The sequence below is a fragment of the Frateuria sp. YIM B11624 genome, assembly GCF_049727805.1.
In the GTDB taxonomy this organism is placed as follows: domain Bacteria; phylum Pseudomonadota; class Gammaproteobacteria; order Xanthomonadales; family Rhodanobacteraceae; genus Frateuria_A.
This window is the reverse complement of record NZ_JBCNYA010000009.1, coordinates 47513-62360: the sequence shown is the minus strand read 5'-3', so window position 1 is coordinate 62360 and position 14848 is coordinate 47513. Positions and strand designations below refer to the sequence as shown.

The window sequence follows — 14848 nt, the reverse complement described above, 5'->3', positions numbered from 1 at the left end:
TCTGCGGCGCCCACGCTTCCTATACTCGTGCAATGAACGAGCCCCGATCGCGCCATCGTCCGCCGCCCCTGCTCAAGGGTGCGGCCTGGTTCCTGCCTGGATGGATTGCCGTGGCGATCGCCGCGCTCGGTGCGCACCCGCTCGCGCTGATCCCTCTGCTGGCGGCCAACGCGCTGACCATGGCGGCGGTGTGCCACGCGATCGGCTTCGATCCCGAGCCGCGTTTCCGCCGCACGGTATTGCGCCGGGGCGCGGCGCACATGGTGATGTTCACCGGCTACGTGGCGCTGGTGTTCCTGCTGATCGCCTGGCCGATGCTGCAGTTGCACCAGCAGCCGAGCCTGGGCGGCGCGCTGTTGCTGGCCGCGGCGCTGGTGGTGGCGCTGGTGGCGCTGTGGCGGGTGTGGCCGGCGTTCGGGCTGGTGTTCGTGTGGGACGATGCCTACCCGGCGCAGAGCGACGGATCGTGGATCTTCACCGCGACCGCGCGCAGTCTCGCCTTCGGCCGGCACCTGGCGCGCGAGGAGCGCTTCTTCACCCATTTCCTGCCGGCGGCGTTCGCGCTGCTGGTGATGGCCTACGGCGCCATCGCGCTGACCGGCCTCTATGGCGTGCTGCCGCCGGAGCTGCGTACCGCGGCGCTGGTCGTCTATGGCCTGGCGCTGTTGCCGTTGGGTTGCCTGGTGATCGCCAACCGTACCCTGCGCGCGCTGCTGTGCGAGCGCACGCGGCCACGCCGCCGCGCCGAGGACGCACCGCTGCCGGCCGACTTTTCCGCAAGCCCGCGCCCGGTCACCCTGAGCGAGGAGGAAAGCACCGCGGGTGCGCCCGCGCAGGGCGCTGCGCTGCTGGCCGCCGCGCGCGAGGGTGACATCGAACGCGCGCTCGCCCTGCTGGAAGCCGGCGCCGACCCCGACGCCACGCCGGCACCGGGCGAACGCGACCAGCGCCCGGTGCTTACCCTGGCCGCGCTGCTGCCGGATACGCGCCTGCTGCGCGCGCTGATCGCCAAGGGCGCCGAGGTCAACCGCGCCAGCGGCGGCCTCACCGCGCTGCTGGCCGCCACCCGCGACAGCTGGCACGGCCGCGCCGAGGCGGTGATGACGCTGCTCGCCAACGGCGCCAGCCCGCTGGTCGCCGATGGCGAAGGCAACACCGCCCTGCACGGCGCGGCGTTGAGCGAGGAGCCGATCGTGGCGGCCATGCTGCTGGATGCCGCCGCGCCGGTGAACGCGCTCAACAAGGCGGGCATCAGCCCGCTCGCCGCCGCCTGCCGCGCCGCCAACTGGCCGCTTGCCAGGTTCCTGCTCGAGCACGGCGCGAAGCCGGCACCGGCCGAAGGCGAGCCTGCACTGGTGGCCGCCGCCGGCATCGCCGACGACGACCCGGCAGGCGTCAAGGTGCTGCTCAAGCACCGCGCGCCAGTCAATGCGACCGATGCGCACCAGCGCACGGCGCTGCTGGCCGCCGCCGCCGAAGGCCACCTGCAGATTTCGCGCGCGCTGCTGGCCGCCGGCGCCGACCCGAACCTGGCCGACCGCCACGGCACCACGGCCCTGATGGAGGCCGCACGCAGCGGCGCCAGCGCCATCGTGCAGGTGCTGGCCGAGGCCCACGCCGACGCCCGCACGCGCGACAGCCACGATCGCGACGCGCTGACCCTCGCCTGCCAGTCGCCGCGCGCGCAGGCCGACACGGTGCGCGCACTGCTCGCGCTCGGCGCCGAGCCCAAGCGTCCCGGCAGCGACGGCCGCAGCGCGCTGGATCACGCCGCCGCGGCCGGCCGCTGGGATCTGGTCGCCCTGCTCGATCCCGAGTCACCATTGCCCGCCAGCCTGGGCGGCGATACGCAGGAGGACGCCGATACCCCGGTGCGCCTGCTCGGCGCCCTGCGCCAGGGCCAGTGGGCGATGGTCGCCACCTTCGCCGAACTCACGCCACAGTGGCCGCAGGCCCAGCTCGCGCAGTTGTATCTGGACGTGTCGGCGCCCGGCTTGGGCGCGGCACGCCGCTGGCTGCTCGACCACGGCCTGGCGGCCGAGGCACGTCTGCCCGTGGCCGACGAAGCGGGCGATGGCACGCCTGGCCGGCGCCTGTTCGATGCCTTGCTGATGCAGTTGCCCGCTTCCACCGAGGCCATCGACGACCTGCTCAAGGCCGGCGCCACGCCCGCGGGCGCCGGCCTGCTCGCGCAGGCGCTGGATGCGCTGGGCGACAACGCGCAGGGCGCGGCGCTGCCGCTGAAGCTGCTCGACGGCGGCGCCGACGCCTTCGGCGCGGATGCGCGCGAGCGCACGCCGCTGCACCTGGCCGCGCTGCACCGCCACGCCGCACTGCTCGACGCCTTGCTGGCGCGCGGCTGCAATCCCAACCCGCGCGACGGTGCCGGCCGTACGCCGCTGTTCGCCGCCATCGAACACGGCGAGGGCGGGCTCGGACTGGTGCGCGCGCTGATCGCCCACGGCGCCGATGCGGAGGCGACCGATGTCAACGGCGAGACGCCGCTCGGCCTCGCGCTGGAACACGGCGTCGTCCAGCACTGGCTGGACTGGGGCGACTGGGCGCGCCCGCGCCGCGCGCTGACCGCGACGGACCTGCCGGCCGCCACCCGCGCCGGCGCGCTGACCGCGGTCGAGCGCCTGCTCGAACTCGGCTTCGACGTCGATACCCGCGACGCCCAGGGCGCCACCGCGCTGCTGCATGCCTGCGGCGCCGGCCACCGCGAGATCGCCGCGCGCCTGCTCGAGGCCGGCGCCGACGCCACGCTGGCCGCCGGCACCGGCGTCACGCCGCTCGCCGCCGCGGTGGGCGCGCGCCGCGACGGGCTGGTCGGCATGCTGCTCGACCATGGCGTGGCGGTCGACCAGCGCCTGCCCGGCGAGTCGACCGCGTTGATGGTCGCCGCCGCGCTGGGCTATCCGGACATCGCCGAGCACCTGCTCGGCGGAGGCGCCGACGTCCACGCGGTCGACCTGCGCGGACGCAGCGCGCTACATGCGGCGGCGCAGTTCGGCTTCGAGCACAACGACAGCCTGCGCGCACGGCGCCTGTTCGACGTGCTGCTCAAGCACGGCGCGGAGGTCAACCGCGCCGACCACGAAGGCAAGACGCCGCTGCTGCTGCTGCTCGGCGCGCAGTTCAAGCCGGGCGCCGACGGCGACGCCACCCACCTGGCCGCGCTGCTGCCGGTGCTGCTCGATGCCGGCGCGCAACTGGAACATGCCGACCAGCGCGGCGTCACCGCCCTGCACGCCTGCGCCATGCATGCGCTGCTGCCGGCCGCGCGCGTGCTGCTCGCGCGCGGTGCCGATCGCCAGGCCGCCGACGCCTTCGGCCGTACCGCGGCCGACGTCGCGCGCCACCTGGGCCTGGTCGATATCGCGCATGAACTGGCCGTGCGCAGCAACGCCGTGCCCAGCGTGCGGCAGATGCTGCGCCAGCCGGCGCAACCTGCGGAGTAACCAACCCGCGCCGATGTGAAGCCCTCTTCCCTGCGGGGGAGAGGGCTCGGGTGGGACCGGGGCTCGTGCGGAAGCCCATCGAGGCCGCCGGCAGCTTCCATCGCCCATCCCACGGCGGGCGAACGGAAGCGAATCACGCGGAAGGCGAGGGCGACCCCGAGCTTTCGCGCTCCGCATCCGCCTCGAACAACTGCTCCAGGTCGGCCAGCGCCTCGCGCGTGGTCTGCACGATGCGCGCATCGTCGTCGTAGACCAGGTACTGCCGCTTGAGCAGCTCGGCGTCCTGCTGGCGGAAGCGCTCCACCCGCGCCGCCGCCACGTCCGTCGCCACGCCCAGCGCCTCCAGCGTCATGCGCGTCATTTCCAGGCTGGAGCAGAGCGTCTCGCGCACCGGCGCCTCGATCCCCAGGTCCATCAGGCGCCACACGTGCTGGCGGTTGCGCGCGCGGGCGATCACCTTCAGGTGCGGGTACTGCCGCCGGACCAGCCGCGCCACGCGCAGGCTGGACTCGGGATCGTCGCTGGCCAGCACGAACACCTCGGCCTTGTCCGCCTGCGCCGCGCGCAGCAGCTCCGGCCGCGCCGGATCGCCGTAGAAGATGTCGTTCCAGCCACCGAAGCGCTGCACCAGGTCGATCTGCTCCACCGAGTGGTCCAGCGCCACGAAGCGGATGCCCTGCGCGCGCAGCACGCGCGCCACGATCTGTCCCATGCGGCCGTAGCCGGCGATGATCACCTTGGGCGTTTCGGTCTCGATGGTGTCGTACTCGCGCACCGCCTTCTTCGGCCGCGCGCCGAGCAGCCGCCCGGTGAGCGCCACCAGCAGCGGCGTCAGCGCCATCGACAGCGTGATCGCCAGCACCAGCCGGTTGTGCAGCACGCCGTCGAGCACGCGCTGCCCGGCGGCCAGGTTCAACACCACGAAGGCGAACTCGCCGCCGGAAGCCAGCAGCACGGCCAGCCGCAGGGACTCGCCGCGGTCGAGCCCGCCCAGCAGCCGTCCCAGCGGCCACAGCAGCACGCCCTTGAGCAGCAGCAGTCCGGCAACCAGCGCCAGCACGCGCAGCGGCTCGCTCAGCAGCAGCGAGAGATCCATCGACATGCCCACGCTGATGAAGAACAGCCCGAGCAGCAGGCCCTTGAACGGCTCCAGGTGCGACTCGAGCTCGTGCCGGTATTCCGAATCGGCCAGCAGCACGCCGGCCAGGAACGCGCCCAGCGTGGAAGACACGCCCACCCGCTCCATCAGCCACGCCGTGCCCATGACCACCAGCAGCGCGGTGGCGGTCGACACTTCCACCGCGTCGGCCCTGGCGACGAAGCGGAACACCGGCCGCAACAGGTAGCGCCCGCCGACCACCACCGCCACGATTGCGCCGACCGTGCGCAGCACGCCGGCCAGGTCCACGCCATGCCCACCGGAAGTCGCCAGCAGCGGCACCGCGGCGATCAGCGGGATCGCCGCCAGGTCCTGGAACAGCAGGATCGCGAACGCCTGCCGCCCGTAGACCCAGCCGGCTTCCTTGCGCTCGGCCAGGATCTGCAGGCCGAACGCGGTGGAGGACAGCGCCAGGCTGCCGCCGACGATCACCGCCGCCGCGCCGCTCAAGCCGAACCAGGCGAAGCCGATCGCGCCAATCGCCACGCCGCAAGCCAGCACCTGCATCAGGCCCGTGCCGAACACCGCGCGGCGCATCACCCACAGGCGCTGCGGCGAAAGCTCCAGGCCGATCACGAACAGCATCAGCACCACGCCGAACTCGGAGATGGTCGCCACCCCGGCGGTGTCGCTTACCAGCCCCAGCTCCTGCGGCCCGATCACCACGCCGGCCAGCAGGTAGCCCAGTACCGAGCCCAGCCGGAAGCGCTTGGTCAGCGGCACGGCGATCACCGTCGCCAGCAGGAACACCAGCGCGGTTTCGAGGTAGTGATGGCTTTCCACGCGCGCGACGCCTTGGCTTGGGGAGGGATCGATTATTCCACGCGGCCGGCGGTGCGGACGCGGTGGCGGGCATGGGATCATCCGCGCATGAATCGCATCACGCTCGCATTGGCCGGCCTGCTGCTGCCCTGCCTGGCCACGGCCGCCACCCTCCCGGTGCAGGGCTACACCGTCGTGCACGCCTTTCCGCACGACCCGGCGGCCTATACCGAAGGCCTGTTCTACCTGGATGGCTTCCTGTACGAAGCCACCGGCACCGTCGGCGCCTCGTCGGTGCGAAAGGTGGAGCTCGACAGCGGCAAGGTGCTGCAGCAGTCGGCCACGCCCTGGCCGGACTACGGCGAGGGCATCGTTGCGTGGAAGGACCGGCTGATCCAGCTCACCTGGCAGGACCACGAAGGCTTCGTGTACGACCTGGCCACGCTCACGCCGCGCGCGAAGTTCGCCTACCCGGGCGAAGGCTGGAGCCTGACCACCGACGGCACGCACCTGCTGATGAGCGACGGCACGCCGACGATCCGCGTTCTCGATCCGGACACCCTGCAGCAGGTCGGCCGCATCGACGTCACCGCTGACGGGCTGCCGCTGGCCAACCTCAACGAGCTCGAATGGGTGAAGGGCGAGCTCTACGCCAACGTGTGGCTGACCGACCGCATCGCGCGGATCGATCCGGCCAGCGGCAAGGTGGTCGGCTGGATCGACCTGGCCGGCTTGGGACCGGCACGCGACAGCCTGCCCGATCCGGACAACGACGTGCTCAACGGGATCGCCTACGACGCGGCGCGCGACCGCCTGTTCGTTACCGGCAAACGCTGGCCGAAGGTGTACGAGATACGGCTGCGCCCCGCGCGCTCACGCTGATCGCAGTGGCGCTGCCGGCTGGACAGGTCAGCCGTGCGGACCTGGCTGCGCGCGCCAGCGCACGAAGCGGCGCATGGTCAGGCCGGGCACGGTGCGGAATTCGGTCGGACGCGGCGCACCGGCATCGGCGGCAATGAACACGAAGTCGTCGCCGTCCAGTCGATAGCTGGCCGGCAGCGGCTGGCCGGCGTCGGGGCCGATCGCGTCGATCCAGGTGATCGCGCCGGGCGTGGTCGAGGCGTCCAGGATGAAGCGGCCTTCGAGCAGCAGCTCGCCCTGCCGCGTGCGCACGGAAAAGCGGTCGCCGCTGATGCGGGTCAGCGCACCAGGTGCGCCGGTGCTGTCCGGCGCGTCGACGACGCCGTTTTCCTCGAAGGCGACCTGCTCCCAGGTGCCCTGCAACGCGGCCAGGTCGCGGGAGGAGGCATCCATTTAGCCGCTCCGTGGATCCGGCGAGGTCACTCGCCGCGCAGCCAACGCGCCGCTTCGATGGCGTAATAGGTGAGGATGGCGTCGGCGCCGGCGCGCTTGAACGCGGTCAGCGACTCGAGCACGACCGCCTTCTCGTCCAGCCAGCCGTTCTGCGCGGCGGCCTTGAGCATCGCGTACTCGCCGGAGACCTGGTAGACGAAGGTCGGCGCGCCGAAGGCGTCCTTCACCCGGCGCAGCACGTCGAGGTAGGGCATGCCCGGCTTGACCATCACCGCGTCGGCGCCCTCGGCCAGGTCGAGCTCCACTTCGCGCAGCGCCTCGTCCGAGTTGCCCACGTCCATCTGGTAGGTGTGCTTGTTGCCCTTGCCCAGGTTCGCCGCCGAGCCGACCGCGTCGCGGAACGGGCCGTAGAAGCTGGAGGCGTACTTGGCCGAGTAGGCGAGGATGCGCGTGTGGATGTGGCCGGCCACCTCGAGCGCGTCGCGGATGGTGCCGATGCGGCCGTCCATCATGTCCGAGGGCGCCACGAAATCCATGCCGGCTTCCGCCTGCGCCAGCGACATCTTCACCAGCGCCTCGACGGTGGGTTCGTTCATCACGTAGCCGTGCGCGTCGATCAGGCCGTCCTGGCCGTGCGTGGTGTAGGGGTCCAGCGCCACGTCGCCGATCAGGCCGAGTTCCGGGTACTTCGCCTTGAGCGCGCGGGTCGCGCGGTGCATCAGGTTGTCCGGGTTCCACGCCTCGGCCGCGTCCTCGCTCTTCACCGACGGATCGGGCGAAGGGAACAGCGCCAGCGCCGGAATGCCCAACCGCACGCATTCGCCGGCCAGCTTGAGCAGCTCGTCGATCGACAGGCGCGCCACGCCCGGCATCGATGGCACGCTCTCGCGCTGCCCCTCGCCCTCGATCACGAACGCGACCATGATGAGGTCGCTCGGCAACAGGGTGTGCTCGCGCATCAGCGCGCGGGAGAAGGCGTCGCGGCGCATGCGGCGCATGCGGATGGCCGGGAAGTTCATGGGAAACCTGCGTTGGCGCGAAAGGCGTCATTGTACGCCGCGGTCCTTGCGCGCCTGCACGCTGCGGCGTTCCATCCCGCCGCCGGAACGCCCTCTTCCGGCCCCCGGGCCGGAAGCGGAAACAAAGGCCTATGCGTCGCGTATCGCCGCGATCGGATCCAGCGCCGCCGCCTGCCGTGCCGGATAGAAACTGAACACCAGGCCGACCGCCAGGCACGCGACCACCGAGGCGAGGATGCCGACCGGCTCCCACGCCACCTGCCAGCCGGCGAACAGTGCGATCGCATAGGCCAGCGCCGCGCCGAACAGCAGACCGATCAACGCGCCCGCCGTGCAGATCACCACCGCCTCGCGCAGGAAGCGAACCACGATGTCGTGCCGGCGCGCGCCGATCGCGCGCAGCAGGCCGATCTCGCGGCGGCGTTCGAGCACGTTGGCCAGCATGATGTTCATGATGCCGATGCCGCCGACCAACAGGCTGACGCCGGCGATCGAACCCATCACGATGGAGAAGATGCGCTGGGTCTGCTGGTTCTGCCGGTACAGCTGCTGCGGCACCACCAACTGGTAGTCGTCCACGCCGGCGTGGCGCTGGTCGAGCACCTGGCCGAGCACCTGCGCGCCGTCGCCCAGGCGGCCGGGGTCGGCCACGCGCAGGAGGAAGCGGTCGATCTCGTCCTCCATCGGCTGGAAGCGGAAGCGCGCGCGGGCGCTGGCCAGCGGCACGAAGATGCGGTTGCTGTCCGCGCCCAGCGCCACGCCCTCGAAATGGTCCTTGTCCAGGTCGCGGTCGGCCAGCACGCCGACCACGCGCAGCCAGACCTGGTTGACCTTGAGCAGCCGGCCCAGCGGCTTGCCGTCGGGGAACAGGTCGTGCGCGGCCTGCACGCCGAGCACCGCGACGGCGGCCAGCCGCGCCTCGTCCTCGGGACTCAATGCGCGGCCCTGGGCCACGCGCAGCGAAGCGAGCCCGAAGTAACCCGGGCTGATGCCGCTGACCTGCGCCTGGCTGCTGCCGGCGTCGCTGAAGACGCCCCACGTCTTGATGCGCTTCTCCGCCGCGTAGCGCTCGGCGGTGGGCACCACGGCAAGCGCCGCGCGGGCATCGGCCTCGGTCAGTCCCAGGCTGCGCGCGCGGGCTTCCTTCAGCGCATCGCCGTCGGCGCTGTGCGCCTCGACGATCAGGTTGTGCAGGCCCAGGCTCTCGACCAGCTTGAGCGCCTCGCGCCGGCTGCCCGCGCCGACGCCCTGCATGGCCACGATCGCGCCCACGCCGAAGATCATGCCGAGCAAGGTGAGCAGGGTGCGCAGCTTGCGCCGCGAAAGCTCCTCGATCGCCTCGCGCCAGGGACCGGCCTTCATGCGCCCGCTCCGTTGCCGCCGGTAGGAAGCAGGATGCGGTCGCCTTCGTGCAAGCCATCGAGCACCTGCGTGCGGGTGGCGCCGCGGACGCCGAGCTTGAGCTTGCGCACGACTTCGTTTCCTCCGCTCAGTACGTGCACCGTGGCCGCGTCGCCGTCGCCACCCAAGGCGAGGTTGGGCACGCTCATGCCTTGCGCGGTCTTCAGCAGCAGGATCGTGCCGGCGAACCGCTGGCCGGGCGTCCAGCCGTAGCGGCGCACCGCGTCGGCCGGCACGCGCGCCTTCATCAGCAGGTACTTGACCGGGCTCTCGCGATCGCGCGGCTGCGCCGCGGCGGCGATCCAGTCGAGCCTGGCCGTCACCGCCTGGTCCGGTCGGCCCCACGGATGCAATTCGACCGCCTCGCCCACGGCCACGCCCTGGGCCTCGATCTGCGGCACGGCGAGCTGCACTTCCAGCGCATCGAGGTCGGGCAGGCTGGCGAAGCTGTTGCCGGCCCACAGGCTGCTGCCGACATGTGGCAGTTGTTCGGACCAGTCGCGCTCCAGCACCAGCACGCCGTCGTGCGGCGCGCGCAGTTCCAGCGCGTCGAGGTCGGCCTGCTTCTGCTTGGCGACCATGTCGTAGGTGTTGTGCTGGGCATCGAGCACGGCCAGCTCGGCCTTGCCGCGGGCGCTGGACTGCTGCTCGCGCCACTGCAGGATCTGCCGGCGCACGCCCAGGTAGGCCGCATCCTGCACGGCGTCGAGGATGTCGTTGCGCGCGATCGCGGCCAGCGTGGCATGCGCGTAGCGCCGGGCGATCGCCAGCTGGCCATCGACCTGGATCATGTCCACGTCCAGCTGCCCGCGCTTGCCCGCCAGTTCATCCTGCTTGCCCGCACGCGCGATCAGGTTGCGCTCCAGGTCGATGCGCGCCTGCGCCAGGTCCTGTCTGCTTTGCGTGGCGGAGAAGCGCGCGACCAGTTCGCCTTTGGTCACATGGCTGCCGTCGGGCAGCATCCAGCTCAGCTGGCGCGGCGTCCACTGCTGGCCGGGCACCAGCAGCGGCGTGGCGGTGACCGCGCGCAGCTCGCCGTCGGCCTGCACGCTGAACTCGAGCGGGCCGGCGTGGGCCTGCTCGAGCGCCGTGTAGTCGGCCGCGGATCTGCCGCCGCACGCGGCAAGCACCAGCAGCACCGGCCACAACATGCATGTCCGGCGCATCATCAGACGCCCTCCCTTGCGGGCGGTATCGCCACCTGCACCGACTGGCCGGGTTTGAGTTCCGCCTGCTCGCCGCCCTTCAGTTCGATCAGCACGTCGATCACCGGGATCGCCTCCACCCGTGATTTGCTGTGCACGTTGTTGCCGATCTCGGCGATGGTGCCTTCCAGCCGGCGCCTGCCGCCGCCGGCCACCTGCACCTGCACGGCCTCACCGACGCGCACCCGCGACAGGTTGCGCTCGGGCAGCACCGCGCGCACGGCGAGGCTGGACAGGTCCGGCATCTGCGCCACCGACTGGCCGCGCCAGATCTGCGAACCGGTGTCGATCTTGTTGCCGTCCCAGGCGGACTGGTGCAGCGCTATGCCGTCGCGCGGCGCGGTGATGGTGAGCGCGCCGAGCGACTGCTGCAGCTCGGCCACCTCGCTTCCCAGCTGCGCCACTTCGGCATCGGCCAGGCGCTGTTCGGCGGCCCGCGCGATGGCCGCGATGCGTTCGCGCTCCACGGTCAGCCGCAGTTTCTGTTCGGCCTTGCTGCGGGCGACCACCAGCTTGCGGTATTCCACGCCAGCCACGTAGTCCCTGGGCACGGTCGCCTTGCGTTCGGCCTTCTCCGCATCCGCGCGCGCCTGCGCGGTGGCCAGTTCGGCCTCGCGCGCGCGGTCGGCGAGGTCGAGCTTGAGCTGCTCCTGCTTGCGTTGCTTCTCGGCCAGCTCGCTGCGCTTGGCGGTGAGGTTCTTCACCACCTCGCTGCTGTCGAACACCACCAGCATGTCGCCCTTTTTCACCTGCGCGCCGTCGCCGGCCATCTGCGTGACGGTGAGCTGCCACAGGCCGTCGACCGCCGGCGGCGAGATCGCCAGGCTGCGCTGTGCGAACAGCTCGCCTTCGATGCGCAGCGGCGAGGTGGCGGGAACGGCAGCGGCCCCGACCGGCTCCGTTTCCTGCTCGGTATCGACGCGCACGCTCATGCCCGGCCGCAGCGCGAGGCGGACGTCCTCGTCGAACGCGATGTCCAGTTCGAAGTAACGGCCGTCACCCCATGGCGTGCGGGTGACGGGAGCCCCCGCGATAGCCTGGATGCGGCCGCGCGCGCGGCTGCCGGGCAAGGCGTCGACGGACAGGTAGACCGCCTGGCCGGTCTTCAGGCCGGCGCAGTCGGGCTCCAGCACCCAGGCCTTCACCGTGTAGTCGTCGCCCTGGCCGACCACCTCGCCGACCTTAGTGCCGGGATAGGCGGACGAGCCCTCCTCGTAGCGGCCGCCGCGCCCGAAGAAGTTGTCGAAGCCGTGGATCACCGTGCCGGCGCGGGTGGCGCGCACTTCCGCCTGGGTCACCTGGTCCTGGTAGAAGGCCAGCGACAGGCGCTGCTTCTCGAGTTCCAGGTCGCTGTCGTGGCGCCGCCGCGCCACTGCCTCGGCGGCCTGCCGCGCCGCCTCGCGCTTGACCGCGAGCGCACGCTCGGTGCGCTGCATCTCGCTCTGGTAGCGGTCGTAGTTGAGCGCGGAGATCAGGCTCTTCGGGATCGCCGCATCCACCGCCGCGGTGTCGCGCTCGGCCTGCGCATCGGCCAGCGCGAGTTCGGCGTCGGATTGCTTGAGCTCCAGCTCGGCGATTTCCTTGGCGTTCTTGGCCTCGGTCTGTTCCAGTTGCGCCTTCAACTTGCGCAACTGCGTCTCGGCCGGACCGGCGTCGATGCGCAGCAGCACGTCGCCCTTGCCCACGTGCGCGCCGTCGGGCACGTAGTAGCGCAGCACCACCGGCGAGCTCATCGAGGGCGGGGTATAGATGCCCTGCGCGTCGGCCATCTCCACTTCGCCGCTGAACACGGTGGCCTGCGCGCCGGTGCAGGCCAGCAGCGCGAGCAGCGCCACCCGCTCACGCCGCCGAATCAAACTCGATCCTCCCGTCGCGGATGCCGACCTGGCGCTGCGCGTGCGCGGCGACCTCGGCGTCGTGGGTGACCATCACCACGGTCTGGCCGTCGGCGTGGACCTCGTCCAGCAGGGCGAGCACGTCGGCCGCGCTTTTCGAGTCGAGGTTGCCGGTGGGCTCGTCGGCCAGCAGCAGCGCCGGCTTCATCAGCAGCGCGCGGGCGATCGCCACGCGCTGCATCTGTCCGCCGGAGAGCTGGCCCGGGCGGTGCTGCAGGTGCCGGTCCAGGCCCATGCGCCCGAGCAGCCCGTGGGCGCGTTCCTCCAGGCCCTCGCCCGGTCCGCGCAGGAAGCGCGCCGGCAGCATCGCGTTCTCCAGCACGGACAGCCGCGGCAGCAGGTGGAAGGACTGGAACACGAAGCCGATGCGCCGGTTGCGGAAATCGCTGGCGCGCTCGTCGTCGAAGGTGGAAACGTCGACGTTCTCGAGCAGGTAGCGGCCGCTGTCGGGCCGGTCCAGGCAGCCGAGCATGTTCAGCAGGGTCGACTTGCCCGAGCCGGACGGCCCGACGATGGCCATGAACTGGCCGCGCGGCACCGTGAAGCTCACCCCGTCCAGCGCGGCGATGGTTTGCCCGCCGACCCGGTAGTGCCGGGTCACTGCCTCCATGCAGACCATGGTTCCCCTCCAGATCACACTCCGGAGTGTTGCAACCGCAGGCCATGTCCCGCAAGTAGCCAGCCTGGCCGGTTTCCGATACCTTCCATCGATTGCCGCCGCGCCCGCGACGTTGCGTCCCACTGCACACGACCGCATGAGCTTGCCCACCCGATCCCCTACCCTGCTCGCCGACCTCGGCGGCACCAACGTACGATTCGCGCTGGCCGACGCCGACAACCCCCGGCCGCTGCTCACCGACAGCGTGCGCCGCTACCGCGTGCGCGACTTCGCCACGCTGGCCGACGCGATCCGCCAGTACTTCACCGACACCGCCCTGGCCGCGCCGCGCGCGATCATCGCCGCGGCCGGGCGCATCGCCGACGGCGAGACGGTGAAGATCACCAACAACCCGTGGGGAGTCGCGGCGCATGCGCTGCAGGCCGACCTCGGGATGGCATCGGTCAAGCTGGTCAACGACTTCGCCGCGCAGAGCATGGCCGTGCCTCTGCTGCAGCCGGAACACCTGCAGGCGGTCGGCGAACCGCCGCTGCCGCGGCTGGACCGTTGCGACCACCAGACCTTCGTGGTGATGGGCCCGGGCACCGGCCTGGGCGTCGGCGGGCTGCTGCGCCGCGACGGCCATTGCAGCGTGCTGGAAAGCGAGGGCGGCCACGCCGGCTTCGCCGCGCACAGCCGCGAGGACATCGAGATCCTGCACCGGCTCAACGAGCGTTTCGGCCGCGTGTCCAACGAGCGGCTGATCTGCGGCGCCGGCCTGGTGAACCTGTACACCGCGCTGGCCGACATCGCCGGCGAGCCCGCTCAGGATTACACCCCGGAAGACATCACCGCGCATGCCGGCGCCGGCACCGACCCCCTGTGCGTGCGCAGCGTGGAAACGCTGGCCGGCATCTTCGGTTCCGTCGCCGGCGATCTGGTGCTGACCCTCGGTGGCTGGGACGGCGTCTACCTCACCGGCGGCCTGCTGCCGATCCTGCTGCCGTGGCTGCAGCGCGGCGGCTTCCGCCACCGTTTCGAGGCCAAGGGCCGCTTCAGCGACACCATGCGCCAAGTGCCCACCGTCGCCGTGCTGCATCCGGAACCGGGGCTGCTCGGCGCCGCCGCGCTGGCGGTGATGGAAGCCGGCCACCCGCTGGTGCCGCGGCCGTAGACGTCGCCCGGACGGGCGCACGTTTGCGTGATGTCCGTTCGGCGACACTGGCGGCCCCACTGGGAGAGTCGCCATGAGCCGCAGCAAGACCGCCTTCCTGTTCGACCTCGACGGCACGCTGGTCGACAGCGTCTACCAGCACGTGCTGGCGTGGAAGGAGGCGCTGGACCGCGAGGGCATCGAACTGTCGGTGTGGCGCATCCACCGCAAGATCGGCATGAGCGGCGGACTGTTCACGCAGATCCTGCTGCGCGAGACCGGCATCGAGATCACCGAGGAGCGCGTGGCGCGGCTGCGCCGGTGGCACGCGGAGGCGTACGGCCGCCGCGCCGATGCCGGCGGCGTGCAGCCGCTGCCGGGCGCGCGCGAACTGCTGGCCTGGCTCACCGAGGCCGGCCTGCCCTGGGCCATCGCCACCAGCGGCCGCATGGAAACGGCGGCACACAACCTGGCCGCGCTCGGCGTGGATCCGGCCAGGGTGCCGGTGGTCACGCGCGACGACGTGCGCCACGCCAAGCCCGATCCCGACCTCTTCGTAGCCGCCGCCGAGCGGCTGGGCGTCGACATCCAGCACGCGCTGGTGCTGGGCGACAGCATCTGGGACATGCTCGCCGCGCAACGCTGCCGCGCGCTCGGCGTCGGCCTGCTCTCCGGCGGCTACGGGCAGGAGGAACTGGAACGCGCAGGCGCCTTCCGCGTCTACGAGGATCCCGCGGACGTGCTGCGTCACATCGACGAGATCGCCGCACGCGACTGAACCGCTGCCGGCTCGTGCCCTGCGGCTGCCGATTGCCACCGGCACTCCGACGTCACCGGTAGTTGCACTCGGGAGTAGGCCGCGACAACCACTTTCGCGACAA

General features: G+C 71.7%; 11 protein-coding genes. 4 read left to right on the top strand and 7 right to left on the bottom strand.

The window, feature by feature from the left end:
* Window positions 1-32 precede the first annotated feature (32 nt).
* Window positions 33-3461: an ankyrin repeat domain-containing protein gene (locus AAIL17_RS06395; protein WP_424681992.1), complete on the top strand. Its 3429-nt coding sequence runs from the start codon at window positions 33-35 to the stop codon at window positions 3459-3461.
* 133 nt (window positions 3462-3594) lie between these two features.
* Here the strand turns inward: AAIL17_RS06395 and AAIL17_RS06390 are convergent, their stop codons facing one another.
* Complete coding sequence (locus AAIL17_RS06390; RefSeq protein ID WP_424681991.1) at window positions 3595-5403, bottom strand: monovalent cation:proton antiporter-2 (CPA2) family protein; 1809 nt, start codon at window positions 5401-5403, stop codon at window positions 3595-3597.
* Between the two features lie 87 nt (window positions 5404-5490).
* On the opposite strand from AAIL17_RS06390, the gene AAIL17_RS06385 reads away from it, so the two are divergent.
* Window positions 5491-6264, top strand: a complete 774-nt coding sequence (locus tag AAIL17_RS06385) for a glutaminyl-peptide cyclotransferase (RefSeq protein WP_424681990.1) — start codon at window positions 5491-5493, stop codon at window positions 6262-6264.
* 27 nt (window positions 6265-6291) lie between these two features.
* On the opposite strand, the gene AAIL17_RS06380 is transcribed toward AAIL17_RS06385, so the two are convergent.
* The 6 genes from AAIL17_RS06380 to AAIL17_RS06355 form a co-directional block, all read right to left on the bottom strand.
* Window positions 6292-6696, bottom strand: coding sequence for a TIGR03067 domain-containing protein (locus AAIL17_RS06380; RefSeq protein ID WP_424681989.1), 405 nt, complete (start codon window positions 6694-6696; stop codon window positions 6292-6294).
* A gap of 26 nt (window positions 6697-6722) precedes the next feature.
* On the bottom strand, window positions 6723-7715 hold the full coding sequence (gene hemB, locus AAIL17_RS06375; protein WP_424681988.1) for a porphobilinogen synthase: 993 nt from the start codon (window positions 7713-7715) through the stop codon (window positions 6723-6725).
* A 129-nt stretch (window positions 7716-7844) separates the two neighbouring features.
* Window positions 7845-9077: an ABC transporter permease gene (locus AAIL17_RS06370; protein ID WP_424681987.1), complete on the bottom strand. Its 1233-nt coding sequence runs from the start codon at window positions 9075-9077 to the stop codon at window positions 7845-7847.
* Window positions 9074-10285, bottom strand: a complete 1212-nt coding sequence (locus AAIL17_RS06365; RefSeq protein ID WP_424681986.1) for an efflux RND transporter periplasmic adaptor subunit — start codon at window positions 10283-10285, stop codon at window positions 9074-9076. The genes AAIL17_RS06370 and AAIL17_RS06365 overlap by 4 nt, the downstream gene beginning before the upstream one ends.
* A complete protein-coding gene (locus AAIL17_RS06360) occupies window positions 10285-12177 on the bottom strand; it encodes an HlyD family secretion protein (RefSeq protein WP_424681985.1) in 1893 nt (630 codons plus the stop codon). The genes AAIL17_RS06365 and AAIL17_RS06360 overlap by 1 nt, the downstream gene beginning before the upstream one ends.
* Window positions 12161-12835, bottom strand: coding sequence for an ABC transporter ATP-binding protein (locus tag AAIL17_RS06355; RefSeq protein ID WP_424681984.1), 675 nt, complete (start codon window positions 12833-12835; stop codon window positions 12161-12163). The genes AAIL17_RS06360 and AAIL17_RS06355 overlap by 17 nt, the downstream gene beginning before the upstream one ends.
* A 136-nt stretch (window positions 12836-12971) precedes the next feature.
* Between AAIL17_RS06355 and glk the strand changes: the two genes are divergently transcribed.
* Both glk and AAIL17_RS06345 read left to right on the top strand, forming a co-directional pair.
* Window positions 12972-13988 carry a glucokinase gene (gene glk / locus AAIL17_RS06350; protein ID WP_424681983.1) on the top strand — a complete coding sequence of 339 codons (1017 nt, stop codon included), beginning with the start codon at window positions 12972-12974 and terminating at the stop codon, window positions 13986-13988.
* A 73-nt stretch (window positions 13989-14061) separates the two neighbouring features.
* Complete coding sequence (locus tag AAIL17_RS06345) at window positions 14062-14745, top strand: HAD family hydrolase (protein WP_424681982.1); 684 nt, start codon at window positions 14062-14064, stop codon at window positions 14743-14745.
* Window positions 14746-14848 lie beyond the last annotated feature (103 nt).

Coding starts and splice junctions, on each gene's coding strand:
- AAIL17_RS06355 (WP_424681984.1), bottom strand. CDS start 12,835: ATGGTCTGCATGGAGGCAGTGACCCGGCACTACCGGGTCGGCGGGCAA.
- hemB (WP_424681988.1), bottom strand. CDS start 7,715: ATGAACTTCCCGGCCATCCGCATGCGCCGCATGCGCCGCGACGCCTTC.
- AAIL17_RS06365 (WP_424681986.1), bottom strand. CDS start 10,285: ATGATGCGCCGGACATGCATGTTGTGGCCGGTGCTGCTGGTGCTTGCC.
- AAIL17_RS06370 (WP_424681987.1), bottom strand. CDS start 9,077: ATGAAGGCCGGTCCCTGGCGCGAGGCGATCGAGGAGCTTTCGCGGCGC.
- AAIL17_RS06395 (WP_424681992.1), top strand. CDS start 33: ATGAACGAGCCCCGATCGCGCCATCGTCCGCCGCCCCTGCTCAAGGGT.
- AAIL17_RS06385 (WP_424681990.1), top strand. CDS start 5,491: ATGAATCGCATCACGCTCGCATTGGCCGGCCTGCTGCTGCCCTGCCTG.
- glk (WP_424681983.1), top strand. CDS start 12,972: ATGAGCTTGCCCACCCGATCCCCTACCCTGCTCGCCGACCTCGGCGGC.
- AAIL17_RS06380 (WP_424681989.1), bottom strand. CDS start 6,696: ATGGATGCCTCCTCCCGCGACCTGGCCGCGTTGCAGGGCACCTGGGAG.
- AAIL17_RS06345 (WP_424681982.1), top strand. CDS start 14,062: ATGAGCCGCAGCAAGACCGCCTTCCTGTTCGACCTCGACGGCACGCTG.